Here is a 23,759-nt window from a genome sequence, read left to right on the forward strand (position 1 = left end):
CACGCTCCCGCGGCGGTACGGCACGGCCGGATCCGGCCGTTGGGCAAGGCTACCGAGCGCCCTCCCCGAACGCGTCAGCGTACGGACAAGAGCCTCCATACCGCATATGGACCCGTCGAACCCCGACAGAAAGCACGACCCAGGCATTCCCGCACCTTCAGTCGAACGGGTTCGCACTGGACACCAGACGGTGGGCGCCGCGGGACAGCCGCGTGAAGAACGGGGCCGGCTCGCGCGGCATGTGCGCGGCCACCGCCGTCGCCGTGCTCTGCGGCGCGTCGGTGACGACCGTGTAGACGTAGCCGCCCCCGCCGGTGACCGCCCAGCGCCGCAGGGCCTCGCGGCGGAACACCGTCCGGCCGCGGCGGACGGTCCGCTGCCATCCCGCCATGCCGCGCTCGTCCAGCGTGCCGCGCTGCACGAACACCGACACGGCGGCGAGGCCGTCGGAGTAGCTGAGGTGCACGGCGCCGCCGCCGCTCTCGCGGCGGGCGTCGTAGAGGGCGAGCCGGCCGGGCAGGTCGTCCGGGACGGGCCAGCCGCCGGCGCGGAGCACCGCCGGGTCGAGCCGCTCGCTCCACCCGCCCGCGGCGCCGGCGGTGTCCACGGTGCCCGCCTCGGATCCGGGGAACCGGGACAGGCCGCCGCGCCGGGCGCCGTGGGTGACCGGCTCCGGCGCCGGCGCGCTGAAGCTGATCTCGGTGAAGCCGGTCATGACCACGGGGCGGCCGGTCGCGTCGATCAGCTCCCGGTGCAGCATCAGCCCGGTCTCGGAGTCGATCCAGAAGCGCCCGGCGGGGCTGCCGTCCGCGCGGCGCGCCTCCACGACGCGCGCGCTCCGCCCGCAGATCGACGCGTCGTCCGCGCGGACCACCGCGTAGTTGCGGGTCAGCAGCGCCAGCGTCGCGGGGGTGAAGCCGGTGGTGTCCCCGGCGGCGGACTCGGGGCGGTGGCCCTCCCCGGCCGTCCCCGACCGGTACCTGATGCCCGCGCCCGGGATGTGCGAGACGGCGACGCGCGACGTCACGTCCCGGCCGCGGCCCCGGGTGGTGAGGAACCGCCGGCCCTCATACGGGACGCGGCGGGCGGCGTCGGCGGCGGCGCGCAGCAGGGCCACGGCCCCGGGGTCGCTGCGGACGCCCCGGACCGCGCCGGGGTCGCCGGCGAGCGAGCCCGCCAGGGCGAGGGCGGCCCCGAGCCCGCCGGCCAGAACGGCACCGCGCCGCCCGCAACGCTCCCGGCGCGGGCGGCGGCCGGTCACGAAGGGCGCACTCACGGCCCCGGGGAGACCTGGACCTCGTTGACCGGGTCCGTGAGGGGGTCGGTCATCGGGGCGCCACCGGACGTCAGCGCGTGCTCGACGGCGAACCGGTCGAACGCGGGGGTGACGGAAGGCGCGTCCTGCCGCCCGCCCGCGACGTAGGAGGCGGCGCCGAGGCCGAGGAACAGGGTGGCGGCGCCCAGGACCAGGTAGCGCCGGGGGTGGGCGTGCACGGCGACGGCGCGGGCGGCCGGGCGGCCGTCGCGCGGCCGGTGGTCGCGCGGGCGTCCGGCGGACGTGCGCGCGGGACGGGCCGGCGGCCGCGGCGACCGGGACGCATGCCGGGACGCGGCGGCGGCCGGTGCGGCGGGCTCCGCCGGGGCGCCGCCCTCGGACGGGCCGCCGGACTCGGGCAGCGAGCCGGGCAGAGAACGCAGCCGGCTCAGGAAATCGCCGGTCGGGAGGTCGTCGGTGCCGTCCGACGGCGGGAGGTCGGACAGGCCGCGCAGCCGGCCCTTGAGCCTGCGCATGAGGTCGGCCTCGCGCCGGCAGCGGTCGCATGCCGCGAGGTGGGCGAGGGCGCGCTCGCGCTCATCATCCCCCAGCTCACCGTCGACCAGAGCGGTCAGGCGCTCCCCCAGACAACTCACGCCGCCTCCGTCGGTTCCGTTCGGTCGGGCGCGCGGTTCCACCCGCGCGCTGTAAGTACAGCTTTACACGCCCTCCGGCTGCGGCCGGACACCGCCCGCCACGGGCGCCGGGCCGGCCTCGCCGTCGAGGGCCCGGCCCTCCTCGGCGAGGGCGGCCTGGTAGTCGTTGCGGGTCCCCGGCCGGCGCCGCGTGGGAGCGCGGTGCTCCAGCGCCGCCCGCAGCTGCGCCCTCCCCCGGTGGATGCGGCTGCGCACGGTGCCGAGCTTGACGCCGAGCGTGGCCGAGATCTCCTCGTACGACAGGCCCTCGATGTCGCACAGCACGACGGCGGCGCGGTACTCGGGGGCCAGCGCGTCGAGCGCGGCCTGGACGTCGGCGTCGAAGTTCGTGTCGTCGAACGCCTGCGCCGGCGTCGGCTCGCGGCCCTGGAGGCGTTCGGCGGCGTCGTCGGCCAGCCCCTCGAAGCGGATCCGCTGGCGGCGCCGCGCCATGTCGAGGAACAGGTTGGTGGTGATCCGGTGCAGCCAGCCTTCGAACGTGCCCGGCGTGTAGTTCGAGAGCGAACGGAACACGCGGACGAAGACCTCCTGCGTGAGGTCTTCGGCGTCGTGCTGGTTACCGGTCAGGCGGTAGGCGAGCCGGTAGACGCGGGCGGAGTGCTCGCGCACGACCTCGTCCCAGGACGGCGGTGCCCATTCGGCCTCGGGGGCGTTCTCGCGGGTGCGGGCGGCGCTCCCGACCCCCTGCCTGGGGCCGACCCCCACAGCGCTTCGGAAACTCAGTGCTGCGACTCCCATGGTGCCGGGCTGTTCCTCTCTCGTGAGCCAAGGATCCCCTTGGAACGGCACGGTCTCGCCTGGGCTGGGGCGGTGCTGAACCGGTTGTTTGCTTTCCGGACCGAATTCGTGCTTGCGCTTGCGCTGGTTACAACGCGCTGAAACTCCAGTTGGTTCCCTGTCAGCGATAAGGTCTTTCTCAGCATGAGCCATGCGGGGGTCCCGCGAGGAGGCAGCCATCGACGCACGAGAGGCCACCCGGGCCTATGCGGAGGATTTCCTCCCCGAAGACGAGCCGCTCCTGAACGCCAGGCGCCGCGGCGAAGAGGTCGGCGCCGCGCCGATCGGCCCGGCCGGGGGCGCGGCGCTGCGCTTCCTCGCGACACTGATCGGCGCCCGGACGGTGGTCGAGGTCGGCTCCGGCTGCGGCGTGTCCGGCGTCTGGCTCATGCGCGGGATGCCGAAGGACGGCGTGCTGACCAGCGTCGACATCGAGCCGGATAACCAGCGGCTGGCCAAGCAGGCCTACCGGGAGGCGGGCCTGTCCGGCTTCCGCACCCGGATGATCAGCGGCCCGGCGCTGGAGGTGCTGCCGCGGCTCACCGACGGCGCCTACGACATGGTGTTCTGCGACGCGGCGAAGCGGGAGTACCCCGGGTACCTGGTGGACGCGCTGCGGCTGCTGCGCCCCGGCGGCGTGGTCGCGTTCGACAACGCCCTCTGGCACGACCGGGTCGCCGACGCCGACCGGCGCGACCCCGAGACCGAGGCGATCCGCGAGGTGCACCGGATGATCCGCGACGACGACCGGCTCGTCCCGCTGCTGATGCCGGTCGGCGACGGCCTGCTGTGCGCCGTGAAGCGCGACTAGCCGATGAGCGTGGAGGCCGGCGCCGCCGAGGCCGAGACCGGCGGGCCGTTCGCGGTGCGGAACCGGGTGACCTGGCGCGGCATGGGGCAGCTGATCGCGTTCGTGATCCTGTTCCTCGCGTCGGCGGGGTTCATCACGAGCGGGGTCGTCCGCGGCGCCGGGGTGGGCAGCGTGGCGTTCATGGTCCTCGGGGTGGCCGGGCTCGCCCTCTTCGGGACGGGCCTGCTGGTGTCGGCCGGCGCGACGCTGGCCCGCCGTCCCGTCCTGGAACTGGACGGCGACGGGGTGCGGCGGCCGGCGCGCTGGCCGCTGCCCCGCCGGGCCGGGCGGTCGCTGGCCTGGGACGAGGTCGCCGCGATCACGGCGCTGCGGCGCGGTGTCGGCGGCACCCGCCGCGGCGAGCAGGACTACCTGGTGTTCCTGCCTGCGCCGGAGCTGGCCGAGCTGGCCCGCACGTGGGAGCGGCCGCGGCTGGTGGCGCTCACGATGCGCGACGTGCCGGCGACCGCCGCGGCCGTCCCGTGGTGCTTCGCGGTGGAAGCGGGCTGGGACGCGACGCTCCCGGAGATCGTCAAGGAGGCCCGGCGGCGCCGCCGCGTCCCGGTGATCGACCGCCGGACGAAGTGACGGGCCCGGGGCCGGTCCGGGCGGTCCGGGCGGTCAGGCCGTCAGCCAGTCGAGCAGGAGGCGGGCGCCGAAACCGGTCGCGCCGCGGGTGATCTCGGCGTCATCGGACGTGGACCGGCCGGGGCCCGCGATGTCCAGGTGCGCCCACGGCCGGTCGCCGGCGAACTCGCGCAGGAACAGCGCCGCCGTGATGGTGCCGGCGCCGTAGCCGCCGCGCCCGATGTTGTTGATGTCGGCCACGTCGGAGTCGATCGCGGCGCGGTAGTCGGCCACGAGCGGGAGCCGCCACACCGGCTCGCCCGCCGCCGTCCCGGCCCGGGTGAGCGCCTCGGCGAGGGCGTCGTCGCTCGCGAGCAGCGCCCCGTGCCGCAGCCCGAGCGCGACCTTCGCGGCGCCGGTCAGCGTGGCGATGTCCACGACCGCGTCGGGGGCGAGCCGGGCGGCGGCGTAGGCCAGCGCGTCGGCGAGGACGAGCCGCCCCTCGGCATCGGTGTTCAGCACCTCCGACGTCGTCCCGCCGTAGTGGGTGATCACGTCGCCGGGGCGCATCGACGACCCGGACGGCATGTTCTCCGCCGCGGCGACCAGCCCGGTGACGCGGGCGCGCACGCCGAGCTCGCGCAGCGCGCTCATCACCGCGATGACCACGGCGCCGCCCGACATGTCGGTCTTCATCGTCTTCATGTTGTCGTTCGGCTTCAGCGACAGGCCGCCGCTGTCGAACGTGATGCCCTTGCCGACCAGCACCACATGCCGCTCGGCGTCCCCCTCGGGGCGGTAGGAGAGCTCGATGAGCCGCGGCGGCCTGGACGAGCCGCCCCCGACGGCCAGGAGGCCGCCGAACCCCTCGTCCCGCAGCTCCTTCTCACCGCGCACCCGCACGGTGAGGCCGTTCTCGCCGGCGACCCGCTCGGCCTGGGCGGCGAGCCAGGACGGGTCCTTCTCGCCGGACGGGGTGTTGGCGAGGTCGCGGGCCAGCGCGGTGGCGCGCGCCCGCGCCGTGCCCAGCTCGATCGCCGGGGCGGCGGCCTCGGGCCCCGCCTCGGTCAGCACCGCGAGGGTGCCGAGCGGGGCGCGGGTGGGAGGCGCACCGATCCTGAACCCGTAGGAGGCGAGCAGCGCACCCTCGGTGAAGGCGGCGAGGTCGCCGTCCGGCACGCCCGCGACGAGCGCCGTGCGCCCCCTGCCGCGGCGGGCCAGCGCGGCGCCGGCCTTGCGCAGGTCGGCCGGGGCCGCCTCGCCCACCCCGTACAGCAGCAGTTCCCGCAGCCGGTCGCCGATGCGGACCTGCGCGGCGGTGATCTCGCCGGGCTCGCCCTTCGCCCGGTGCAGCTCCAGCAGCTCGTCCAGCGTGAAGGGCAGCGACGCCGCCACCTCTGCGGCCGGCGCCACCGGGCCAGATCCTTGTGGGGGGACGACCTCCCACGCCCCCCGGGACGGGCCGGAGCGGACCGGCACCGCCACCACCTCCGCCCCGAGGTCGAGGGCCGTCTGCGACACGGTGCCGCCGGCACCGTGCACGCGGGTCTCGATGGGCATGGCGGCAGATCCCCCCTGGTCGGTGACGGGTTACGGAACGGCAAGGGCCCCGGCGTTGCGCCGGGACCGTCACCGGTGAGCGGGAGTGGCGGGGGCGGTCAGCCCACGACCTCCTTGAGGGCCTCGCCGAGCTCCTTCGCCTCGTCCGCGGAGAGTTCGACCACGAGGCGGCCGCCGCCTTCGAGCGGGACCCGCATGACGATTCCGCGGCCCTCCTTGGTCACTTCGAGCGGACCGTCTCCCGTCCGCGGCTTCATAGCCGCCATGCGTGCATCCCCTTCCTGCGTAGGGCCGCGGCCTCGCACACCTCAGGCCGCGTGGCCGCGTGTCGCATCCGCGTCATCAGTAGTGGTCCATTATCTCGTCTTCCGGGCGCGAAGTGGTAACGATCAGCCTCCAGATCGGCAGCCGGGAGGGCCGCGGGCGCGGTCGCCGCCGGTCCGGCGCCCCCTCCGGGACCGGGCCGGTACGGCGGCGGGACGGGGCTTGCCCGCCCCGCACGGGTTCACCGAAGGTTGCCTGGGAAGATCTACGCACGACCGAGAGGACGACGATGTCTGAGACCGTGCTGTACGACGTGACCGGCGGCGTGGGGACGATCACGCTCAACCGTCCCGACGGGATGAACTCGCTGACCGTCGAGATGAAGGAGGCGCTGCGCGCGGCGGTGGTGCGCGGCGCCGCCGACCCGGCCGTGCGCGCGGTGGTCCTCACCGGGGCCGGGCGGGCGTTCTGCGCCGGGCAGGACCTGCGGGAGCACGCCGACAACCTCGCCGCGGGCAAGGGTCTGGACGACACGGTGCGCAGGCACTACAACCCGATCGTGCTGGCGCTCACGGGCATGCGCAAGCCGGTGGTGGCGGCGGTGAACGGCGTCGCGGCGGGCGCGGGCGCGTCGCTGGCGTTCGCGTGCGACCTGATCGTCGCCTCCGACAAGGCCCGGTTCGCGACCGCGTTCACCGGCATCGGGCTGGCCCCCGACAGCGGCATGTCGTGGACGCTGCAGCGCCTGGTCGGCCGTGCCAAGGCCGCCGAGCTGCTGCTGCTCGGCGAGCCGGTCAAGGCGGCGGAGGCCCTGGAGATGGGGCTGGTGACCCGGGTCGTCCCGGCGGACGAGCTGGCCCCGGCGTCGGTCGAGCTGGCGCGGCGCCTCGCGTCCGGCCCGACGGTCTCCTACGGCGCGGTCAAGGCCGCGCTCGACCACGCCGCGACGCACGACCTGGCGTCCGCCCTCGAACGGGAGGCGGAGCTGCAGGACGAGTGCGAGAAGACCGCCGACCACCACAACGCGACGGAGGCGTTCCTGAAGAAGCAGCAGCCGGAGTTCGAGGGACGCTGACCCGGCCAGGAGGGTAGGGCGTTCCCCAGCACCAAGTGGGGAGTCCGCGTCACTGCGGGCGGGGGGTGTGCGCCGGTTTCCTGGACGGCATGACACAGACGGCCACCACACCCCCTGCCGGGCAGGTCCACGACCATGCCGCCGTCGCGCGCGACGTGGTGAAGTCGTACGGGACGGGCGACGGCGCGGTCACCGCGCTGCGCGGCGTCTCGGCCGCCTTTCCCCGGGGCCGGTTCACCGCGATCATGGGGCCGTCCGGGTCCGGGAAGTCGACGTTCCTGCACTGCATGGCCGGGCTCGACACCGTCACGTCCGGCTCCGTGCTGATCGGGGACGTGGACATCACCGGCCTGTCGCGGACCCGGCTGACCAAGCTGCGCCGCGACCGGCTGGGGTTCGTGTTCCAGTCGTTCAACCTGCTGCCGATGCTGACGGCGGAGGAAAACATCCGGCTGACCGGCCGGCTCGGGAACCGGCGCGCCGACCGGGCCTGGTTCGACGCCGTCGTGGACGCCCTCGGGCTGCGCGAGCGGCTGTCGCACCGCCCCAGCGAGCTGTCGGGCGGCCAGCAGCAGCGGGTCGCCGTCGCGCGCGCTCTGCTCACCCGGCCCGAAGTGCTGTTCGCCGACGAGCCCACCGGCAACCTCGACTCCCGATCGGGCGCCGAGGTCCTGGGGTTCCTGCGCCGCGCCGTCGACGCCTACCGGCAGACCGTGATCATGGTGACGCACGACCCCGGCGCCGCCGCGCATGCCGACCGGGTGCTGTTCCTCGCCGACGGGATGATCGTGCACGAGCTGCTCTCCCCGACGAGCGACCAGGTCCACGCCGTGATGCGCGGGATGGAGGGCTGAGCGCCATGTGGCTCATCGCGCGCCGCTCCTTCGCCGAGGGCTGGATGCGGCTGGCCGCCACGATGCTGGCGGCGCTGTTCTCGATCGGGCTGATCTCGGGCTCGCTCCAGTTCGCGCTCCGCGCGCAGGACGCGGTCTCGGGCAGCGACGCCAGCGAGTACTCCCGCGCGGACGTGCTCGTCCAGGGCGGTGAGACCGACCCCGACGACCCGTACGCGGCGCCGGACGGGCGGGTCGCGCTGCGCGACGTCGCGGGACGGCCGGGGGTGGCCGCGGCGGCGGGCGACGCGATGGTGCCCGTCACCGCGTACGGCTCGGACCGCACGCCGATCACGCCGCCCGCGGGGGCCGGCATGACGCTGCGGCCATGGACGCCCGACGGCCGCCTCAACCCCTACCACCTGGAGTCGGGGCGCGCGCCCGCCGCCGGCGGTGAGATCGCCGTCACCCGGCACGTCGCCCGTGCGGGGGATCTCGATGTCGGCGACACGGCGAAGGTGACGCTCCCCCGGCAGGTCCGGGACATGAGGGTCGTCGGGATCGTCACCGTGCAGGGGCGCGGCACCGTGGCGAGCGGCGACCTGCTGCTGGCGCCGCCCGAGACCGTCCGGCGGGCGGCCGGGCTCCCCGCGGGAACGTGGCAGGCCGTGTGGGTGAAGGCGGCGGGCGTGCCGCCCGCGAAGCTGCGCGAGACCCTGGCCCGCGACCTCGGCGCGGACGTCACCGTCCGCACGGCGGCGAGCGTCCGCGGCGCGCAGTCGGCCGACCTGCGGGACGCGGGCGTCTCGATCGGCGGCGCCATCGGCATGCTCGCGTCCGTCGCGGTGTTCGTCGGCCTGTTCGTGGTGGCGAACACGTTCGGCACCCTGGTGCGGCAGCGGACCCGGCGGCTCGCGCTGCTCGGCGCGATCGGCGCGACGCCCCGCCAGATCAGGCGGCTGATCCGGCTGGAGGCCCTCGTGCTCGGCGCCGTCGCGTCGGCCGGCGGCGTGCTGGCCGGCTACCCGGTGTCGGCCCTGCTCACCCGCCTGTTCGCCGAGGACGGCTTCGACATCTCCGCCGGCGAGGTGCAGTACGGCTGGACGGCGCTCGCCGTCCCCGCCGCGGCGGGGATCCTCGTCACCCAGCTCGCCGCGCGGCGGGCCGCCAAGCGCGCCGCCCGGATCTCGCCCATGCACGCGCTGCGCGCCGCGAGCGCCGAGACGTCCGGCCGCCGCCGGCCCCGGCTGCTCGGGGCGCTCACGGTGTTCGCCCTCGCCTCGATGTTCTTCGGCCTGGTGTTCGCGATCCGCGCCGAGGAGCCGCCCGGCCCCGACCGCACCGTGGGCATCTGCGTGATGATCCTGCTGGGCTCGATGACGATGGTGTCCGCGCTCGCCGTCCTCGCCCCGTTCTTCGTCGGCCCCCTCGGCGGCCTGGTCGGGCGCGTCGGGACGGCCGTCAGCGGCGAGGCCGGGCGGCTCGCCCGCGCCACGATCACCCGCAGCCCGCGCCGGGTGTCGTCGGCGGCGTCCTCGCTCATGCTGGGCGTCGCACTGGTCGGCGCGACCGCCCTGATCGTGCTGTCGGTGGACGCGCGGTTCGCCGAGATCGGGCCGCGGGTCATGCGGGCCGAGCACGCGGTCGCCGCGACCGGCGTCACCTCGGACGGCGCGGCTCCCCTCCCCCGGGACGCGGCGGGCAGGGCGGCGGCCGTGCCGGGAGTGTCGGCCGCCGCGGCCCTCACGGCGTCGGAGGTCAGGCTCGTCTCCCCCGCGCCGCGACGGCCGTCGCCCGAGGAGGAGCCGGAGCCGTTCTTCCTCACCGTGACGGGCGCCGACCAGGACGCGCTGCCGTCCGTCCTCAGGCTCGGGGGGCGGCTCCCGCGGCTCGGCGACGGCGAGATCGCCCTCACGTCCAGCGCCATGGAGGCGCAGAGGATCAGGAAGGGGCAGCGGATCGTCGTCCGGGGCGCCCGGGGCAGGGTCGCCCTGAGGGTGGCCGCCGCCTACCACGACCCGTCCCACCTGTTCGCCGACCAGGCCGTCGTCTCCACGACGACGATGGACCGCATCGACCCGGCCGCGTCCACGCAGGTCGTGCTGGTCCGCGGCGGCTCCGGGCAGGCCCTCTCCCGGGCGTTCGCGGACGTTCCCGGCGTGGAGGTGCTCGGCAAGACCGCCTACGTGCAGAAGGCGGCCGACTCGATGACGTCGGGGATGCGCGTCATCTACGGCTTCATCGGCATGTCGCTCGTCCTCGCGCTGTTCGGCATGGCGACCACGGTCTCGATGAACGTCGGCGAGCGGGCCCGGGAGTTCGGACTGCTCGGAGCGGTCGGCGCGACGGTGACGCAGATCCGCTCGATCGTCCGCTGGGAGGCGGCGACGGTGGTCCTGCTCGGCAGCCTCCTCGGCATCGGCGCGGCCTTCGGCACCGTCCTGCTGATGCACGTGGCCACGGGCAGCTCGTTCCTCGCGCCGCACGCGCCGTGGTGGCTGTTCGCCGCGATCGTGGGCGGCGCCGCCGCCGTCACCCTGGCGACGTCGGCCCTCCCGTCCCGCCGGGCCGCCGCCGTCCCCGTGCTCGACGCCACCCGGGCCGAGTAGTCACCGGTACGCGTGGTGGCGGTGGCAGTCCTTGAGGTGGTCGTCGACGAGGCCGCAGGCCTGCATGAGGGCGTAGGCGGTGGTGGGGCCGACGAAGCGGAAGCCGTTCTTCTTCAGCTCCTTGGCGAGGGCCTTGGAGGCGTCGGTGTAGGCGGGCACGTCGGCCATGTCGGTGTAGACCGGGGAGTCGGGGTCGGCGTACCGCCACGCGGTCGCGGCCAGGCCGCCGGGCAGGTCGAGGGCCGCGCGGGCGTTGGCGATCGCGGCGTCGATCTTGGCGCGGTTCCGGACGATCGACGCGTCGGTCATCAGCCGGGCGACGTCGTCCGGGCCGAACGCGGCGACCGTCTCCAGGTCGAAGCCGCGGAAGGCGGCCCGGAACCCCTCGCGCTTGCGCAGGATCGTCAGCCACGACAGGCCGGACTGGAACGCCTCCAGGCACAGCCGCTCGTACAGGCCCTGGTCGTCGCGGACGGGGCGGCCCCACTCGTCGTCGTGGTAGGCGACGTAGTCGGGCGCCGACAGCCCCCACGGGCAGCGGGCCAGCCCGTCCTCGCCGAGAATCGCGGTGCTCACCCCGCCGTTTCTACCTCATGCCTCCGACAAGGCGGACTGTGACAGAGCAGCGAGGCGCCGCAGCCCGAGGCCCATGAACGCCTTCACGACCGGGCCGGCGATCAGCCAGCCCGCCCGGCCGAGGGGGCCGAGGGGCAGGTCGACGCGCTCCGCCCAGATGATCCGGCTGCCCGACCCCTCGGGGACGACCTTGAAGAAGGCCTCGCCGCGCACCACCCGGCCGGTGTGCCGGACGGCGACGCGCCGCCCCGGCCGCCAGTCGGTGATGACCATGGTGTCGAGGAAGCCGACCGGGCCGACGCCCGTCCACGCCCGCAGCTCGTCGCCGACCCGGTCGCCGCCCTCGGCGCGGGTGAACGGCATCCAGTCGGCGTGGCTCGGCCAGTCGGTGAGGACCGCGAAGACCCGGTCGGGCGGGGCCGCCGAGACGGCCTCCGCGTGGACGGCGACCGCGCTCACGCGTGCTCCTCCGCGGCGCCGTCCGGTTCCGCGTGCTCCTTGCCGAGCGGCACGCCGTTGCCGGAGTCCTCGATGCCGTGCAGGGCCCCGATCGGAGGGGACGCCTCCTCCTCGCCGAGGCGGCGCCGCAGGTCGCGGACCTGCCGTTCCAGTTCGGCGACGCGGGCGTCGCTCTCGTTCAGGGCCTCGCTGAGGCGCCCGACGGCCTCGTCCGTCACCTGCATCTGGTAGCCCCAGAACGTGGCGGGGAACCGGAGCGGTGAGGACCTCGGCCCGACGACGGGCCGGCCCTCGGCGTCCACCCGGAGCGGCGGATAGTCGGGATGGGTCTCGGCCAGCTCGCCGCCCCTGCCCATGGCGAGGGCGACGACCGCGCCCAGCACGGCCAGGCCGGCCAGGACGACAACCACGACCACGATCACGCTCCGATCTGACGGCACCCCATCTGGAGGACGAATCCCCGCCCCCGATCGTGCCACGCTTGGAGGCATGGGGTTGTACGAGCGGAAGGTCCTTCCACCGGACGCGCCGGTTCCCGCAGGCGCCGCGGACGCCGGCACGGCGCCCCCGGCGGACCGTGTCGAACGGCTCGCCGCGTCGGGGAGCGCCGTCCTCGTCACGCTGGAGACGGACGCGCGGGAGCCCGACCCCGGGCTGCTCGCCGCGGCGTCCGTGTACGCGTGGCTCGGGGCGACGCTGTTCCGGGTGCCGGAGTCGCAGGCGGACGGGACGCGCCAGGTGCTCGACATGGTCGCGTCCATCCAGGGCACCCGCCCGCCCGCGGTCGCCCGCCGGGGCCTCGCCTAGCCCCGGCGGCCGGGTCAGCCGCGCAGGCGGTCCCAGGGCCCGGTGATCGCGAACGTCGCGCCCGGGTCCGACTGGCGGTGCCCGCCCGCCGCGAAGATGAGCTGGAGCTGGATCTCGTCGCGGCGCGGATCGTAGGTCCAGACCTGCCCGGCGTGGTCGGCGGCGACGGCCTCGTGGGCGAACCGGCCGAGCGCGGTGAGCGGGACGGGTGCCGCGGCCGTCGACCTCCAGGGTGGTGGTGCCGCCGTTGGCGGCCGGGTCGTAGGTCAGCTCGGGGCGCGCCACGGCGCGGGTGCCGTTGCCTTTCCGGGCATGGCGCTCCGGTCAGCCGGTGCCCGCACCCTTCAGGTCCGCGATCTCGGCGAGGACGGAGCCGGCGAGGTCGAACCCGCCCACGCACGCCAGGTACCCCGGGGCGTCCCAGTCGTCGCCGCCCGGCTCGCCGCCGATCGGCACGTACGTCCCGCCGGCCTGCCTGACCAGCAGCAGGCCCGCGGCGATGTCGTAGGCGTTGATGGACGAGTCGTAGGCGACGTCCGCCCAGCCCGCGGCGACGTGCGCGAGGGTCAGCGCGGCGCTGCCGGGGCGGCGCACGGTGGCGAAGGAGTCCACGATCCGGCCGTAGCGCCGCAGCACGTCCTCGCGCCCGCCGCGCAGGTCGTGCGGGCTCGGGTACGACGTCGCGACGACGGCGGTCCGGTCACGGGCGGCCCCGCGGCTCTCGATCGGCTCGCCGTTGCAGGCGGCGCCGCCGAGGGACGCGGTGAACATGTCGTCCCGCACCGGGTCGTACACCACGCCCGCCACCAGCTCGCCACCGCTGACCGCCGCGATGGACACGCAGAAGAACGGCAGGCCGACGGCGAAGTTGGCCGTGCCGTCGATGGGGTCCACGTACCAGCGGACGCCGCCGGAGCCGTCGCCCTGGACACCGCCTTCCTCCCCCACGACGACGCTGCCGGGCGTGTGCTCGTCGAGGACGGCCCGGATGGTCTCCTCCGCCGCGCGGTCGTGCTCGGTGACCGGGTCGTGGAAGTCCCTCTTGTGGTCGACCTGGGGGCGCGAGCGGAACGCCGTCCGCAGCCGGTCGCCGGTGGCGCGGGCGGCGAGCTCGGCGATTCCGGCCAGTTCCCGCGAGGCGGGGACGTCGGCGTTCATTCGGCTCCTTCTGTCGGTGCGTACGGCGGGGCACCCGCAGTTCACGGGCCCGCACACCGTCGACGGTAGTCGAGAGCCGGGCGTGGCCCGCGTTACGGGGACTTCACCACGGGCAGTGGGGTCCTAGTGCCGGATGCAGCGTCGCCGTCGTGGGGATGAGATGAAGCGCAAGATCGGTCAGGACACCGTCGTCGTGGTGACGGGTGCCACGGGCGGGATCGGCCGTGCCGCCGCGCGCGCGTTCGCGGACCGCGGCGCCGGCGTCGCCCTGCTCGCGACGATCCTCGCCGACCGGGTCGCGGCCGGGCTGCACGGCCGCTACCTGGCCCGGACGGGGTTCGCGTCCCAGCAGACCGAGAAGCGCGACCGTGACGGCCGGCCCGAGAACCTCTGGGAGCCGGTCGACGAGAACGCCGACTACGGGGCCACGGCAGGTTCGACGGGCAGGCGCACGCGCGCAGCCCGCAGATGTGGGCGGGGCGGCACAAGTACCTGGTCGGCGCGGCGGCAGGACGACGGACAGGAGAGAGCGATGGCGCAGCAAGTGGCGGACTACGTGCTCGGGCGGCTGTCCGAGTGGGGCGTGGACCGGGTCTACGGCTACCCCGGCGACGGCATCAACGGGATGCTCGGCGCCTTCGACCGGGCGGAGGGAAGGCCGGAGTTCATCCAGGCGCGGCACGAGGAGATGGCCGCGTTCATGGCCTGCGGGCACGCCAAGTTCACCGGCGAGGTGGGCGTCTGCGTCGCCACGTCCGGGCCGGGCGCGATCCACCTGCTGAACGGGCTCTACGACGCGAAGCTGGACCACCAGCCCGTGGTCGCGATCGTCGGTCAGCAGAAGCGCCTCGCCCAGGGCACGCACTACCAGCAGGAGGTCAACCTCGAGAACCTCTTCTCGGACGTCTCGGAGTACTGCCAGATCGTCATGCACCCCGGCCAGATGCGGCACGTCATCGACCGGGCGTTCAAGACGGCGCTGACCACCCGCGGCGTCGCGACGATCGTCGTCCCGGAGGACGTCCAGGAGGCGGACGCGGTGCCGTCGCCGCCGAAGGAGCACGGCTCGGTCTACTCCAGCGTGGGGTGGAGCCGGCCCCGGGTGCTGCCGGACCGGGACGAGCTGCGCAAGGCCGCGGACATCCTCAACGAGGGCGGCAAGGTCGCCATGCTGGTCGGCCAGGGCGCCGCGGACGCCGAGGCGGAGGTGATCGAGACCGCCGAGCTGCTCGGCGCCGGGGTGGCCAAGGCGCTGCTCGGCCGCGCGGTCCTGCCCGACGACCTGCCGTTCGTCACCGGCCCGATCGGCCTGCTCGGCTCCCGGGCCAGCGACGAGATGATGATGAACTGCGACACGCTGTTCATGATCGGCACGAGCTTCCCGTACGCCGAGTGGCTGCCGGACGAGGGCACCTGCCGGGGCGTGGAGATCGACATCGACGGCCGCATGATCGGCATCCGCTACCCGATGGACGCGCACGTCGTCGGGGACGCGAAGGAGACGCTGCGCGAGCTGATCCCGCTGCTGCGGCGCAAGGAGGACCGGTCCTGGCGCGAGGAGATCGAGGAGAACGTCCGCGCCTGGGACGCGGTGATGGAGAAGCGGGCGGGGCAGAGCTTCGAGGGGAAGATCAATCCGCAGGCGGTCGCGCACGAGCTGTCGCCCCTGCTGCCCGACGGCGCGATCCTCACCGCGGACTCCGGGTCGGCCACCAACTGGTGGGCCCGGCACATCAAGCTCCGCGACGGGATGCGCGCGTCGCTGTCGGGGACGCTCGCCACGATGGGTCCGGGCGTCCCGTACGCGATCGCGGCCCGGTTCGCCTTCCCGGACCGGCCGGTGATCTGCTTCGTCGGCGACGGCGCGTTCCAGATGAACGGCATGAACGAGATGATCACCGTGAAGCGGTACGCCGAGCGGATGGCCGGTTCAGCGCCGCTGGTCTTCGCCGTGTTCAACAACCAGGACCTCAACCAGGTGACCTGGGAGCAGCGGGCGATGGGCGGCGACCCCAAGTACGAGGGCTCGCAGTCGATCCCCGACTTCCCGTACGCCGAGTTCGCCGAGCTGGCGGGGCTCAGGGGCATTTACTGCGACGAGCCGGGGAAGGTCGCCGAGGCGTGGCGCGAGGCCCTCGCCAGTGACCGTCCGGTCGTGCTGGAGTTCGTCGTCGACGGCGAGATCGCCCCGATCCCGCCGCACATCATGAAGGACCAGGCCAAGAAGGCGTTCAAGGCCGGCCTCAAGGACCCGCAGAAGAGGGGCATCGCGGCGCGCGGTTTCCGCCAGAAGCTCACCGACATGTACGAGAACATGCCGGGGCGCGGGCACTGACCGGCGCCCCGGAGCGGTCTAGAGCTCGGCCTCCGCGTAGTCCTCGGGGGAGAAGTCGATGCGGGGCTGCGAGCGCTCCAGCAGGTCGAACGCCTCGGGGACGGAGTCGGTCCAGCCGACGGCGTCCCAGATCTTGGGACGGGCGAAGCCCTGGTCGGTGAGGCCGGTCATCAGGTCGCGGAGCGGCTCGTAGACGCCGGTCGGGTCGAGGATGACGACGGGCTTGGTGTGCATGGCGAGGACGCGGGCGGTCCACACCTCGAACAGCTCCTCCAGCGTCCCGATGCCGCCGGGGAGGATGAGGAAGGCGTCGCTGCGCCGGTCCATCTCGCCCTTGCGGGCGCGCATGTCCGCGGTGACGATCAGCTCGTCGCTGTCCTCGTCGGAGATCTCGACGCTGACCAGCCCCTCGGGGATGACGCCGACCGTCCGGGCACCGCCGGCCCGCGCGGCCCGCGCGACGGCGCCCATGCACGAGATCCGGCCGCCGCCGCTGACCAGGCTGTGGCCGCGCCGGGCCAGCTCGGCGCCGGTCTCCGCGGCGAGATCGACGTAGCGGCGGTCGATCTTGCCGCTGGAGGAGCAGAACACACAGATGGCGAGGGATTTCCTAGAGGTCACCCGGCCAATCTAACGGCTCGGCCCCGTCAGCTCGACGCGATATCGCGGCGGCGGAAGGCCGCCAGGCCGAGCGCCGCCAGGGCCGCCGCGAGCACCGTCAGCCAGATCATCGGCGCGGCCGCGAACGACCGGCCCGGCAGCTTCGGGACGTGGGTGAACGGCGAGGCGTCGAGCGCCCACTGGTCCAGGTTCAGCCCGGCGCCGAAGAGGGTGACGACCGCGAACACCGCGACCGCGGCCCAGGCCCCGCCGGTGAACCGGGGCGCGAGGCCGAACAGCGCGACCCCGATCGCGCCGACCAGCCAGACGGCGGGCAGCTGCGCGAGCGCGGCGCCGAGGACGCGCGGCACCTCCCGGCCGGGGTCGCCGGTGTCCAGGCCGTGCGCGACCCCCGCGGCCAGGCCCGCGACACCGAGCGCCGCGACCGGCCCGAGCAGCGCGAACGCCAGGTGGCTCGCCGCCCACCGCAGCCGTCCCGCGGGCGTGGCGAGCAGCGGTTCGGCGCGCTGCCCGGCCTCCTCCGTGCGCAGCCGCAGCGTGGCCGAGACCGCGTAGGCGGCGGCGATCAGGCCGAGCGTGCTCATGATCGAGGCGAAGTAGGCGTCGATGATCCCGCCCTGCCCGCCGATGCGGGTGAAGATCTCCTCCAGGTCGGGGTTGTCCTTCACCAGGTCCCCGACGCCGCCCGCGACCGCGCCGTACACGACGCCGAGCGCGGCGAACCCCGCGAGCCATCCGTACAGGGGACGGCTCTGCAACCGCCAGCCGAGGCCGAACGGCCCGGACAGCCGGCGGGGTCCGTCGGCGGGGCCGAGCTTCGGCGGCAGCACGCCCGCGCCCACGTCCCGCCGGGCCGACAGCACGCCGGCCGCGGCGACCAGCACGGCGGCGAGGGCCGCCGCGAGCGCAAGCGTCCACCAGCGCTCCCCGCCGTAGGCGCGGACGCGGGTGCCCCAGCCGAGCGGGGAGAGCCAGCCCAGCCACGACAGCCCGTTGCCGGCGCCGCCGACGTCGGCGGCCATCCGGACCGCGAACGCGGCGCCGAGCGCGGCGACGGCCGTCCCGCGGGCGGCGCCGGCCCCCTCGCTGAGCTGGGCGGTGACGCCCGCGACGGCGGCGAACACGCATCCCGCGGCGGCCACCTGCAGGCCGAACGCCAGCGAGCCCGCGAGGGGCAGGCCCTGCGCGGCCATGCCCGCGGTGAGCAGGGCGGCGAGCACGAGGTTCGCCGCCATGGTCACCAGGAGCGCGGCGGCCAGGCCGGCGCCGCGGCCGGTGACGGTGGCGCCGAGCAGCTCGCGGCGGCCCGCCTCCTCCTCGGCCCGGGTGTGCCGGACGACCGTGAGCGCGCTGATCAGCCCGATGATCACGGGGATGAACCCGCACCGCTGGGCGATGATGCCGCCGAGGTCGGGGCTGTACAGCGGCCCGTACAGCGCGAGGAACGTCGGGTTCGTCCCGGTGGTGTGCGCGTACTGGAGGCGCTCCGCGGCGGTCGGGTAGAGGCTGTCGGTGGCCTTGACGAAGTTGACGGGGATCAGGGTCAGCACCACGATCCAGGCCGGCAGGACGAACCGGTCGCGCCGCAGGATCAGCCTGGCGAGGCCGCCGGTCCCGGTGAGCGCGGTCATCGCACGGCCTCCGCGTGGAGCTCGTCCTTGTAGTGGCGCAGGAACAGCTCCTCCAGCGTCGGCGGCCGGCTGACCAGGCTCCGCACGCCCGCCTCGGTGAGCTGCCGCAGTGCCGCGTCCAGCGCGGTCGTCTCCACCTCGAACCGGATCTTGTTGCCGTCGATGCTGACGTCGTGCGCGCCGGGGAGCGGCAGCCCGTCCGGCGGGGACGCCAGCTCGGCCTCGATGGACGTGCGGGTCAGGTGCCGCAGCTCGGCGAGCGTCCCGCTCTCCACCGCGACGCCCTTGCGGATGATCGTCACCCGGTCGCAGAGCGCCTCGACCTCGGACAGGATGTGGCTGGACAGCAGGATCGTCCGGCCGTCGCGCCGCTCCTCCCTGACGCACTCCTGGAACACCTCCTCCATGAGGGGGTCCAGGCCGGAGGTCGGCTCGTCCAGGAGCAGCAGCTCGGCCTCGGACGCCAGCGCGGCGACCAGCCCGACCTTCTGCCGGTTGCCCTTGGAGTAGGCGCGGCCCTTCTTGCGCGGGTCCAGCTCGAACCGGTCGAGCAGCTCGGCCTTGCGGCGCGGGTCGACGCCGCCGCGCATCCGGCCGAGCAGGTCGATCACCTCGCCGCCGGACAGGTTCGGCCACAGCGTCACGTCGCCGGGGACGTAGGCGAGCCGGCGGTGCAGCTCGGTCGCGTCCCGCCAGGGGTCGCCGCCGAGCAGCCGGACGGTGCCGGCGTCGCCGCGCAGCAGGCCGAGCAGGATGCGGATGGTGGTCGACTTCCCGGCGCCGTTCGGGCCGAGGAAGCCGTGCACCTCGCCGGGCCGGACGGTCAAGTCGAGTCCGTCGAGCGCCCGGGTCCGGCCAAAGCTCTTGACCAGGCCGGAGACGGAGACGGGGGGCGTATCGGTGGTCACCGGTTCTCCTCGTGGGGGAACTGCCCGCCGGCGGCGGGCAGGGTTTTCAGGGCGGCGCGCGTCTGCTCCGCCAGCTCGGGCGAGATGAGGCTGTCGGTGAGGACGTCCAGCATCGCGAGCGCCATCCGGGGGTAGCCGTCGCGCGTGAGGATGTCGGCGCCGAACGCCCTGGACATGTGCTCGTGCAGGACGATCAGGCCGAGGCTCATGCCGGTCATGACGGTCGCGTAGCCGTGCAGGTCGTCCGTCCCCGGCTTGGAGATCCCGGGGGCCCCGCGTTCGAGGATCTCCTCGCTGTACTCCACCGCGTCGTCGAACAGCGCCGCGGCCGCCGGCGACCCGTCGGTCAGGGCGCGGGCCACGTAGCGCTGGACGGGCAGGGCCGTCCGCATGGCGATCGACAGGAAGCTCGGGTTGGCCATGCCGCCGTGGAGCGCCTCGCTCTTGGTCTCGCGGATGACCTCGATTACGTGGGCGTCGCAAGCCTCGCGGAGTGCCTCCTTGGTCCCGTAGTGGTGCTGGACGAGGGCGGGCGACACCCCGGCGGCCTTCGCGATCCCGCGGATCGTCGCGCCCTTCACCCCGTGTTCGGCGAACTCCACCAGGGCCGCGTCCCGGATGCGGGCGCGTCCGGTCAGATCCTCGGCCCGCTCGCTCGGCGCCAATGCTTCACCCCTATACCGACGTCCAGTAACCTGTACGCTTGTACACTGTACGCGCGTACAGGCTCCCGTCAAGGGGCCGGGGGAAACGGGGTCAGCCGCCGGGCAGCTCGCCGAGCTTGACCTGGACCTCCTTCTTCGAGCCGTCCGCCTTCTGGACCTCGACCCGCGCCGTGTCGCCGGGCTTGAGGTTCGCGAGGACGGACGACAGCGCGGTCTGGTCGGGCGTCGCCGTGCCGTTCACCGACAGGATCAGGTCCCCGGCCTGGATGCCCGCCGCCGCGGCGCCGCCGCCCCGCTGGACCTCGGCCACGGCGACCGCCGACCGCTGCCCGCTCTGCGGATCGACGATCGTGCGCACCACCACGCTGAGCGCGGCCCGGCCCGAGTTGGAGACCTTCCCCGTCCGGATGAGCTGCGGGACGATCCGCTTCACCGTGTCGCTCGGCGTCGCGAAGCCGATCCCCGCCGCCGCGGCGCCGATCTGCGGGTCGGACGCCGCCGCGGTCGGGACGCCGATGACCTGCCCCTCCAGCGTCACCAGGGCGCCGCCGCTGTTGCCGGGGTTGATCGCCGCGCTCGTCTGGATGGCGTCGGCGATCGTCGACCCCTGGAAGGCGCCCTCCCCCTTCGTGGACACCGTCCGGTGCAGCGCGGAGACGATCCCGTTGGTCACGCTGCCGGCCAGCCCGAGCGGGTTGCCCATCGCGAGGACGATCTGGCCGACCTCCGCCTTGCTCGACTCGCCCCACGACGCCGGCCTCAGCGATCCGCCGTCCACCTTGACGACGGCCAGGTCGTCGGCCGCGAACGCGCCCACCGGCGTGGCCGCCAGCGGAGACCCGCCACCGGACGAGGTCACCTCGATCTTCCTCGCGCCGGCGACCACGTGCGCGTTCGTGACGATGTTCCCCTGGTCGTCGAAGACGACGCCCGAGCCCTCCCCCTGGTCGGTCTGGATCTTCACCACCGACGGCAGGACGGCGTCCACGACCTTCTCGTACTGCTGCTGCAGGTCGGCCGCCGCCCCCGAGACGGGCGCCGTCGTCCGCGCGGACGCCGAGCCGCCCTCCTCGCCGTTCCCGCTGCATCCGGCGAGTGCCAGCGTCCCCGCCGCCGCCAGCGCGCACGCCTTCACTTTCGCGTCCATGTCCACCTCCTGGGTGAACGGTTCCCCCGCTCAGGGGAACAGGCGCAGGTGAGGTCACGTTTTGGCCGCCTTGTCGCAAGGCTTCGGCGCCACCCCACCTGTTCGCCCCGCCCGGTCCGACGGGGCCGGTTCGACAGGACGGTGCCCGCCGACGCCGCGGACACGCACCCGACGGCGAGCCAGGACGCCCACGACAGGTGCTCGCCCAGCAGGACGAGCCCGGCCAGGGCCCCGGCGGCGGGCTCCAGGCTGACCATCACGGCGACCACGTGGGCGGGCAGCCGGCGCAGCCCCGCCATGTCCAGCGACCACGGGACGACGGCCGAGAGCAGCGCGACGCCGAGCCCGGCGAGCAGCACCTCCGGCCGCAGGAGCGCGCCGGCGGCCGACGGCGCGAGGGGCAGGACGAGGACCGCCGCGAACGCCACGGCCCATGTGAGCGGGGCGCCGTCCAGCACGCCGGCGCGCTTGTTCAGGACGAGGTAGGCGGCCATGCAGGCGCCGGAGGCCAGCGCGAACGCCGCTCCCGCGAGCGAGACCGGCGAGCCCGACGGCCCGTAGAGCAGGAACACCCCGGTCCCCGCGAGCGCGGCCCACAGCAGGTCGGCCGGGCGCCGGGCCCTCACCATCGCGAGCGTCAGCGGGCCGAGGAACTGCAGCGTGGAGGCCACCCCGACCGGGAGCCGTTCGATCGCCGGGTAGATCAGCTGCATCCCGGCGATGGCCGTGCCCAGCGCGGCGAGCAGGCCGAGCGAGTCCCGGCGCGGCGGCGCGGGGCGGCGGGCCAGCAGGACGAGCGCCGCGAACGCCAGCCGCAGCACGACCACTCCCGGCGCGCCGGCGAGCCCGAACATCGCCTTGCCGCAGGCCTGGCCCGCCTGGATCGAGACCACGCTGCCGAGGATCAGCAGCGGAGCGGGAACGCTCCGGCCCATGTCCTTCCCGGTCGTCATACGGCCACCCTGCGAGGCGGCGACCATTCGCGTCCATCGAAAGAATTCGCACACCATCGTGTTGAATGGCCGCATGATCGACCACCGCCTGCAGACGCTGCGGGTCCTGCGGGAGCGCGGCACGGTGACCGCGACCGCCGAGGCGCTGCACCTGACTCCCTCCACGGTGTCGCAGCAGCTCCGCCAGCTCGCCCGCGACCTCGGCGTCGAGCTGCTGGAGGCGCAGGGGCGGCGGGTGCGGCTCACCGCCGCGGCGCACACGGTGCTGCGGCACGCCGACGCCCTGTCCGCGCAGTGGGAGCGCGCCCGCGCCGACCTCGCCGGGCACCGCGCCGGGACGTCCGGCCAGGTGCGGTTCTGCAGCGTCTCCAGCGCCCTCGCCGCGCTGGTGGCCCCGGCCGCCGCCCGGCTCCACGAGCGGCACCCCGGCGTCGCCGTCCATATGAGCGAGCGGGAGAGCGAGGATGCCGCCCACCTGCTCCTCGCCCGGCACTTCGACGTCGCCGTGGTCATCCCCGGCGGGCACACCCCCGCGCCGGACGACGCCCGGTTCGCGCAGTGGCCGGTGCTCGACGAGCCGCAGGACCTCCTCGTCGCGCGGGGGCATCCGCTCGCCGCCGGCGGGACGGCCCGGCTCGCCGACGCCGCCGCCGAGCCCTGGATCGGCTCGCCGGCCCGGATCGACCAGCACCGGCTCATGCTCGCCGCCTGCGGCGCCGCCGGCTACACGCCCCGCATCGCCCACGAGGCCAACGAGTGGTTCGCCGTCTCGGCGCTGGTCGCCGCCGGCTTCGGCGTCGGCCTGGTGCCCCGGCTCGCCCCGCTGCCGCCGGAGGACGCGGTCGTCCGGGTGCCGCTGCGAGGTGAGGCCGTCCCGTCGCGGCGCATCATCGCGATCGTCCGGCGGGGCAGCGACCGCCAGCCGCCGATCGCGCGGGCACTGGAGGCGCTGCACGAGGCGGCGGAGCGGCACCGCGCCGGCTGAGCCGGGCCGGCGCTCGGGCCGGCGCGCGGGCGGACGGCTATCCGGGACGGCACATTCGCGGGACGCCGTGACTGGTTTCTGTGCTGACCGGTCCCCTTCCGCGCACGGAACGTCACCGTTAGCTTTCGTGCCGTAACTCAGCGCAGGACAGCGGACTAGGGAGATCACATATGACGGCCATCGCCAGCGTCTACCAGAGCGACGTCGCCGACTACTGGAACTCCGAGCGCAACCCGGTCAACCTCCGGCTGGGCGATGTGTCCGGGATCTACCACCACCACTACGGCGTCGGCGAGGTGGACTGGTCCGTGCTGGAGACGGCCGAGCCCGACCGCGAGAAGGCGGTGATCGCCGAGCTGCACCGGCTGGAGAACGCCCAGGCGCGGCTGCTGCTGTCCCACCTCGGCGACATCGCGCCCGACCACCGCCTGCTGGACGCCGGGTCGGGCCGCGGCGGCACCGGCATCATGGCCAACGCCGCCTTCGGCTGCCGGGTCGACGGCGTCTCCATCTCCCAGACCCAGGTGGACTTCGCCAACGCCGAGGCCGAGCGGCACGGCATCTCCGACCGGGTCCGGTTCCACTTCAAGAACATGCTCGACACCGGTTTCGAGGCGGGCGCGTTCCAGGCGATCTGGAACAACGAGTCGACGATGTACACCGTCCTGGACGACCTCTTCGCGGCGCACTCCCGGCTCCTCGCCCGCGGAGGCCGGTACGTCACCATCACCGGCTGCTCCAACGACGTGTACGGGCTGCCGTCCAAGGCGGTCTCCACGATCAACGCCCACTACGTCTGCGACATCCACCCGCGCAGCGCCTACTTCCGCGCCATGGCCGCGAACCGGCTCGTGCCCACCGCCGTCGTCGACCTGACCGCCGACACGATCCCGTACTGGGAGCTGCGCCGGAAGTCGTCGGTCGCGACCGGCATCGAGGACGCCTTCCTGGAGGCCTACCGCGACGGCAGCTTCCAGTACCTGCTCATCGCCGCCGACCGCATCTGAC

General features: G+C 74.6%; 24 protein-coding genes. 9 read left to right on the plus strand and 15 right to left on the minus strand.

Features of this window, described 5'->3' with window-relative positions; translation table 11 throughout:
• Positions 1–157 precede the first annotated feature (157 nt).
• The 3 genes from ABGB11_RS20600 to sigE form a co-directional block, all read right to left on the minus strand.
• Positions 158–1,276, minus strand: a complete 1,119-nt coding sequence (locus tag ABGB11_RS20600) for a sigma-E factor regulatory protein RseB domain-containing protein (RefSeq protein ID WP_347635148.1) — start codon at positions 1,274–1,276, stop codon at positions 158–160.
• A complete protein-coding gene (locus ABGB11_RS20605) occupies positions 1,273–1,911 on the minus strand; it encodes a zf-HC2 domain-containing protein (RefSeq protein ID WP_347635150.1) in 639 nt (212 codons plus the stop codon). The genes ABGB11_RS20600 and ABGB11_RS20605 overlap by 4 nt, the downstream gene beginning before the upstream one ends.
• A gap of 63 nt (positions 1,912–1,974) precedes the next feature.
• A complete protein-coding gene (gene sigE / locus ABGB11_RS20610) occupies positions 1,975–2,709 on the minus strand; it encodes an RNA polymerase sigma factor SigE (RefSeq protein ID WP_347635152.1) in 735 nt (244 codons plus the stop codon).
• Positions 2,710–2,899: 190 nt separating this feature from the next.
• On the opposite strand from sigE, the gene ABGB11_RS20615 reads away from it, so the two are divergent.
• Entirely contained in the window at positions 2,900–3,559 is a 660-nt protein-coding gene (locus ABGB11_RS20615; protein WP_347635154.1) for an O-methyltransferase, read from the plus strand.
• Positions 3,560–3,562: 3 nt separating this feature from the next.
• On the plus strand, positions 3,563–4,186 hold the full coding sequence (locus ABGB11_RS20620; RefSeq protein WP_347635156.1) for a hypothetical protein: 624 nt from the start codon (positions 3,563–3,565) through the stop codon (positions 4,184–4,186).
• A 33-nt stretch (positions 4,187–4,219) separates the two neighbouring features.
• On the opposite strand, the gene ABGB11_RS20625 is transcribed toward ABGB11_RS20620, so the two are convergent.
• Both ABGB11_RS20625 and ABGB11_RS20630 read right to left on the minus strand, forming a co-directional pair.
• The gene (locus ABGB11_RS20625) at positions 4,220–5,725 is read right to left on the minus strand and encodes a leucyl aminopeptidase family protein (RefSeq protein ID WP_347635158.1); all 1,506 of its coding nucleotides are present in this window, start codon (positions 5,723–5,725) and stop codon (positions 4,220–4,222) included.
• Between the two features lie 98 nt (positions 5,726–5,823).
• Positions 5,824–5,991: a DUF3117 domain-containing protein gene (locus ABGB11_RS20630; protein ID WP_075022250.1), complete on the minus strand. Its 168-nt coding sequence runs from the start codon at positions 5,989–5,991 to the stop codon at positions 5,824–5,826.
• 287 nt (positions 5,992–6,278) lie between these two features.
• Here ABGB11_RS20630 and ABGB11_RS20635 point away from each other — a divergent pair, with 287 nt between their 5' ends.
• From ABGB11_RS20635 to ABGB11_RS20645, 3 genes are all read left to right on the plus strand, one after another.
• Positions 6,279–7,064 (plus strand): enoyl-CoA hydratase-related protein, encoded by a 786-nt coding sequence (locus ABGB11_RS20635; protein ID WP_347635161.1) that lies wholly within the window; start codon positions 6,279–6,281, stop codon positions 7,062–7,064.
• Positions 7,065–7,153: 89 nt separating this feature from the next.
• Entirely contained in the window at positions 7,154–7,918 is a 765-nt protein-coding gene (locus tag ABGB11_RS20640; protein ID WP_347635163.1) for an ABC transporter ATP-binding protein, read from the plus strand.
• A gap of 5 nt (positions 7,919–7,923) precedes the next feature.
• Positions 7,924–10,506, plus strand: coding sequence for an FtsX-like permease family protein (locus ABGB11_RS20645; protein WP_347635165.1), 2,583 nt, complete (start codon positions 7,924–7,926; stop codon positions 10,504–10,506).
• Here ABGB11_RS20645 and ABGB11_RS20650 read toward each other — a convergent pair whose 3' ends face one another.
• Genes ABGB11_RS20650 through ABGB11_RS20660 form a run of 3 tightly spaced genes read right to left on the minus strand, consistent with a single transcriptional unit; the run spans position 10,507 to position 11,963 of the window.
• Positions 10,507–11,082 (minus strand): DNA-3-methyladenine glycosylase I, encoded by a 576-nt coding sequence (locus tag ABGB11_RS20650; RefSeq protein WP_347635167.1) that lies wholly within the window; start codon positions 11,080–11,082, stop codon positions 10,507–10,509.
• A gap of 15 nt (positions 11,083–11,097) precedes the next feature.
• The gene (locus ABGB11_RS20655) at positions 11,098–11,541 is read right to left on the minus strand and encodes an SRPBCC family protein (RefSeq protein WP_347635169.1); all 444 of its coding nucleotides are present in this window, start codon (positions 11,539–11,541) and stop codon (positions 11,098–11,100) included.
• Positions 11,538–11,963, minus strand: a complete 426-nt coding sequence (locus ABGB11_RS20660) for a hypothetical protein (RefSeq protein WP_347635171.1) — start codon at positions 11,961–11,963, stop codon at positions 11,538–11,540. Before ABGB11_RS20660 ends, ABGB11_RS20655 begins: the two co-directional genes overlap by 4 nt.
• Before the next feature lie 67 nt (positions 11,964–12,030).
• Between ABGB11_RS20660 and ABGB11_RS20665 the strand changes: the two genes are divergently transcribed.
• A complete protein-coding gene (locus ABGB11_RS20665) occupies positions 12,031–12,348 on the plus strand; it encodes a hypothetical protein (protein ID WP_347635173.1) in 318 nt (105 codons plus the stop codon).
• A gap of 324 nt (positions 12,349–12,672) precedes the next feature.
• On the opposite strand, the gene ABGB11_RS20670 is transcribed toward ABGB11_RS20665, so the two are convergent.
• Complete coding sequence (locus ABGB11_RS20670; RefSeq protein WP_347635175.1) at positions 12,673–13,506, minus strand: inositol monophosphatase; 834 nt, start codon at positions 13,504–13,506, stop codon at positions 12,673–12,675.
• 160 nt (positions 13,507–13,666) lie between these two features.
• On the opposite strand from ABGB11_RS20670, the gene ABGB11_RS20675 reads away from it, so the two are divergent.
• Complete coding sequence (locus ABGB11_RS20675) at positions 13,667–15,841, plus strand: thiamine pyrophosphate-requiring protein (protein ID WP_347635177.1); 2,175 nt, start codon at positions 13,667–13,669, stop codon at positions 15,839–15,841.
• A gap of 18 nt (positions 15,842–15,859) precedes the next feature.
• Here ABGB11_RS20675 and ABGB11_RS20680 read toward each other — a convergent pair whose 3' ends face one another.
• The 6 genes from ABGB11_RS20680 to ABGB11_RS20705 form a co-directional block, all read right to left on the minus strand.
• Positions 15,860–16,462 (minus strand): TIGR00730 family Rossman fold protein, encoded by a 603-nt coding sequence (locus ABGB11_RS20680; protein WP_347635179.1) that lies wholly within the window; start codon positions 16,460–16,462, stop codon positions 15,860–15,862.
• A gap of 26 nt (positions 16,463–16,488) precedes the next feature.
• Entirely contained in the window at positions 16,489–18,093 is a 1,605-nt protein-coding gene (locus tag ABGB11_RS20685; protein WP_347635181.1) for an ABC transporter permease, read from the minus strand.
• Positions 18,090–19,001, minus strand: coding sequence for an ABC transporter ATP-binding protein (locus ABGB11_RS20690; RefSeq protein WP_347635183.1), 912 nt, complete (start codon positions 18,999–19,001; stop codon positions 18,090–18,092). Before ABGB11_RS20690 ends, ABGB11_RS20685 begins: the two co-directional genes overlap by 4 nt.
• Positions 18,998–19,666, minus strand: coding sequence for a TetR family transcriptional regulator (locus tag ABGB11_RS20695; protein ID WP_347635185.1), 669 nt, complete (start codon positions 19,664–19,666; stop codon positions 18,998–19,000). Before ABGB11_RS20695 ends, ABGB11_RS20690 begins: the two co-directional genes overlap by 4 nt.
• A gap of 91 nt (positions 19,667–19,757) precedes the next feature.
• Positions 19,758–20,813, minus strand: a complete 1,056-nt coding sequence (locus ABGB11_RS20700; RefSeq protein WP_347635187.1) for a trypsin-like peptidase domain-containing protein — start codon at positions 20,811–20,813, stop codon at positions 19,758–19,760.
• On the minus strand, positions 20,798–21,766 hold the full coding sequence (locus tag ABGB11_RS20705) for an EamA family transporter (protein WP_347635189.1): 969 nt from the start codon (positions 21,764–21,766) through the stop codon (positions 20,798–20,800). Before ABGB11_RS20705 ends, ABGB11_RS20700 begins: the two co-directional genes overlap by 16 nt.
• A gap of 73 nt (positions 21,767–21,839) precedes the next feature.
• Between ABGB11_RS20705 and ABGB11_RS20710 the strand changes: the two genes are divergently transcribed.
• Both ABGB11_RS20710 and ABGB11_RS20715 read left to right on the plus strand, forming a co-directional pair.
• Positions 21,840–22,751 carry a LysR family transcriptional regulator gene (locus tag ABGB11_RS20710; RefSeq protein WP_347635191.1) on the plus strand — a complete coding sequence of 304 codons (912 nt, stop codon included), beginning with the start codon at positions 21,840–21,842 and terminating at the stop codon, positions 22,749–22,751.
• Positions 22,752–22,921: 170 nt separating this feature from the next.
• The gene (locus ABGB11_RS20715) at positions 22,922–23,758 is read left to right on the plus strand and encodes a geranyl diphosphate 2-C-methyltransferase (RefSeq protein WP_347635193.1); all 837 of its coding nucleotides are present in this window, start codon (positions 22,922–22,924) and stop codon (positions 23,756–23,758) included.
• Position 23,759 lies beyond the last annotated feature (1 nt).

The organism is Actinomadura sp. B10D3 (assembly GCF_039871695.1).
Classification (GTDB): Bacteria; Actinomycetota; Actinomycetes; order Streptosporangiales; family Streptosporangiaceae; genus Spirillospora; species Spirillospora madurae.

Excerpts from the sequence above, each read along its gene's own strand:
- ABGB11_RS20675 (WP_347635177.1), top strand. The coding sequence starts at position 13,667 with ATGAAGCGCAAGATCGGTCAGGACACCGTCGTCGTGGTGACGGGTGCC.
- ABGB11_RS20665 (WP_347635173.1), top strand. The coding sequence starts at position 12,031 with ATGGGGTTGTACGAGCGGAAGGTCCTTCCACCGGACGCGCCGGTTCCC.
- ABGB11_RS20620 (WP_347635156.1), top strand. The coding sequence starts at position 3,563 with ATGAGCGTGGAGGCCGGCGCCGCCGAGGCCGAGACCGGCGGGCCGTTC.
- ABGB11_RS20710 (WP_347635191.1), top strand. The coding sequence starts at position 21,840 with ATGATCGACCACCGCCTGCAGACGCTGCGGGTCCTGCGGGAGCGCGGC.
- ABGB11_RS20685 (WP_347635181.1), bottom strand. The coding sequence starts at position 18,093 with ATGACCGCGCTCACCGGGACCGGCGGCCTCGCCAGGCTGATCCTGCGG.
- ABGB11_RS20625 (WP_347635158.1), bottom strand. The coding sequence starts at position 5,725 with ATGCCCATCGAGACCCGCGTGCACGGTGCCGGCGGCACCGTGTCGCAG.
- ABGB11_RS20670 (WP_347635175.1), bottom strand. The coding sequence starts at position 13,506 with ATGAACGCCGACGTCCCCGCCTCGCGGGAACTGGCCGGAATCGCCGAG.
- ABGB11_RS20645 (WP_347635165.1), top strand. The coding sequence starts at position 7,924 with ATGTGGCTCATCGCGCGCCGCTCCTTCGCCGAGGGCTGGATGCGGCTG.
- ABGB11_RS20640 (WP_347635163.1), top strand. The coding sequence starts at position 7,154 with ATGACACAGACGGCCACCACACCCCCTGCCGGGCAGGTCCACGACCAT.
- ABGB11_RS20700 (WP_347635187.1), bottom strand. The coding sequence starts at position 20,813 with ATGGACGCGAAAGTGAAGGCGTGCGCGCTGGCGGCGGCGGGGACGCTG.
- ABGB11_RS20635 (WP_347635161.1), top strand. The coding sequence starts at position 6,279 with ATGTCTGAGACCGTGCTGTACGACGTGACCGGCGGCGTGGGGACGATC.
- ABGB11_RS20630 (WP_075022250.1), bottom strand. The coding sequence starts at position 5,991 with ATGGCGGCTATGAAGCCGCGGACGGGAGACGGTCCGCTCGAAGTGACC.
- ABGB11_RS20615 (WP_347635154.1), top strand. The coding sequence starts at position 2,900 with ATGCGGGGGTCCCGCGAGGAGGCAGCCATCGACGCACGAGAGGCCACC.
- sigE (WP_347635152.1), bottom strand. The coding sequence starts at position 2,709 with ATGGGAGTCGCAGCACTGAGTTTCCGAAGCGCTGTGGGGGTCGGCCCC.
- ABGB11_RS20715 (WP_347635193.1), top strand. The coding sequence starts at position 22,922 with ATGACGGCCATCGCCAGCGTCTACCAGAGCGACGTCGCCGACTACTGG.
- ABGB11_RS20705 (WP_347635189.1), bottom strand. The coding sequence starts at position 21,766 with ATGACGACCGGGAAGGACATGGGCCGGAGCGTTCCCGCTCCGCTGCTG.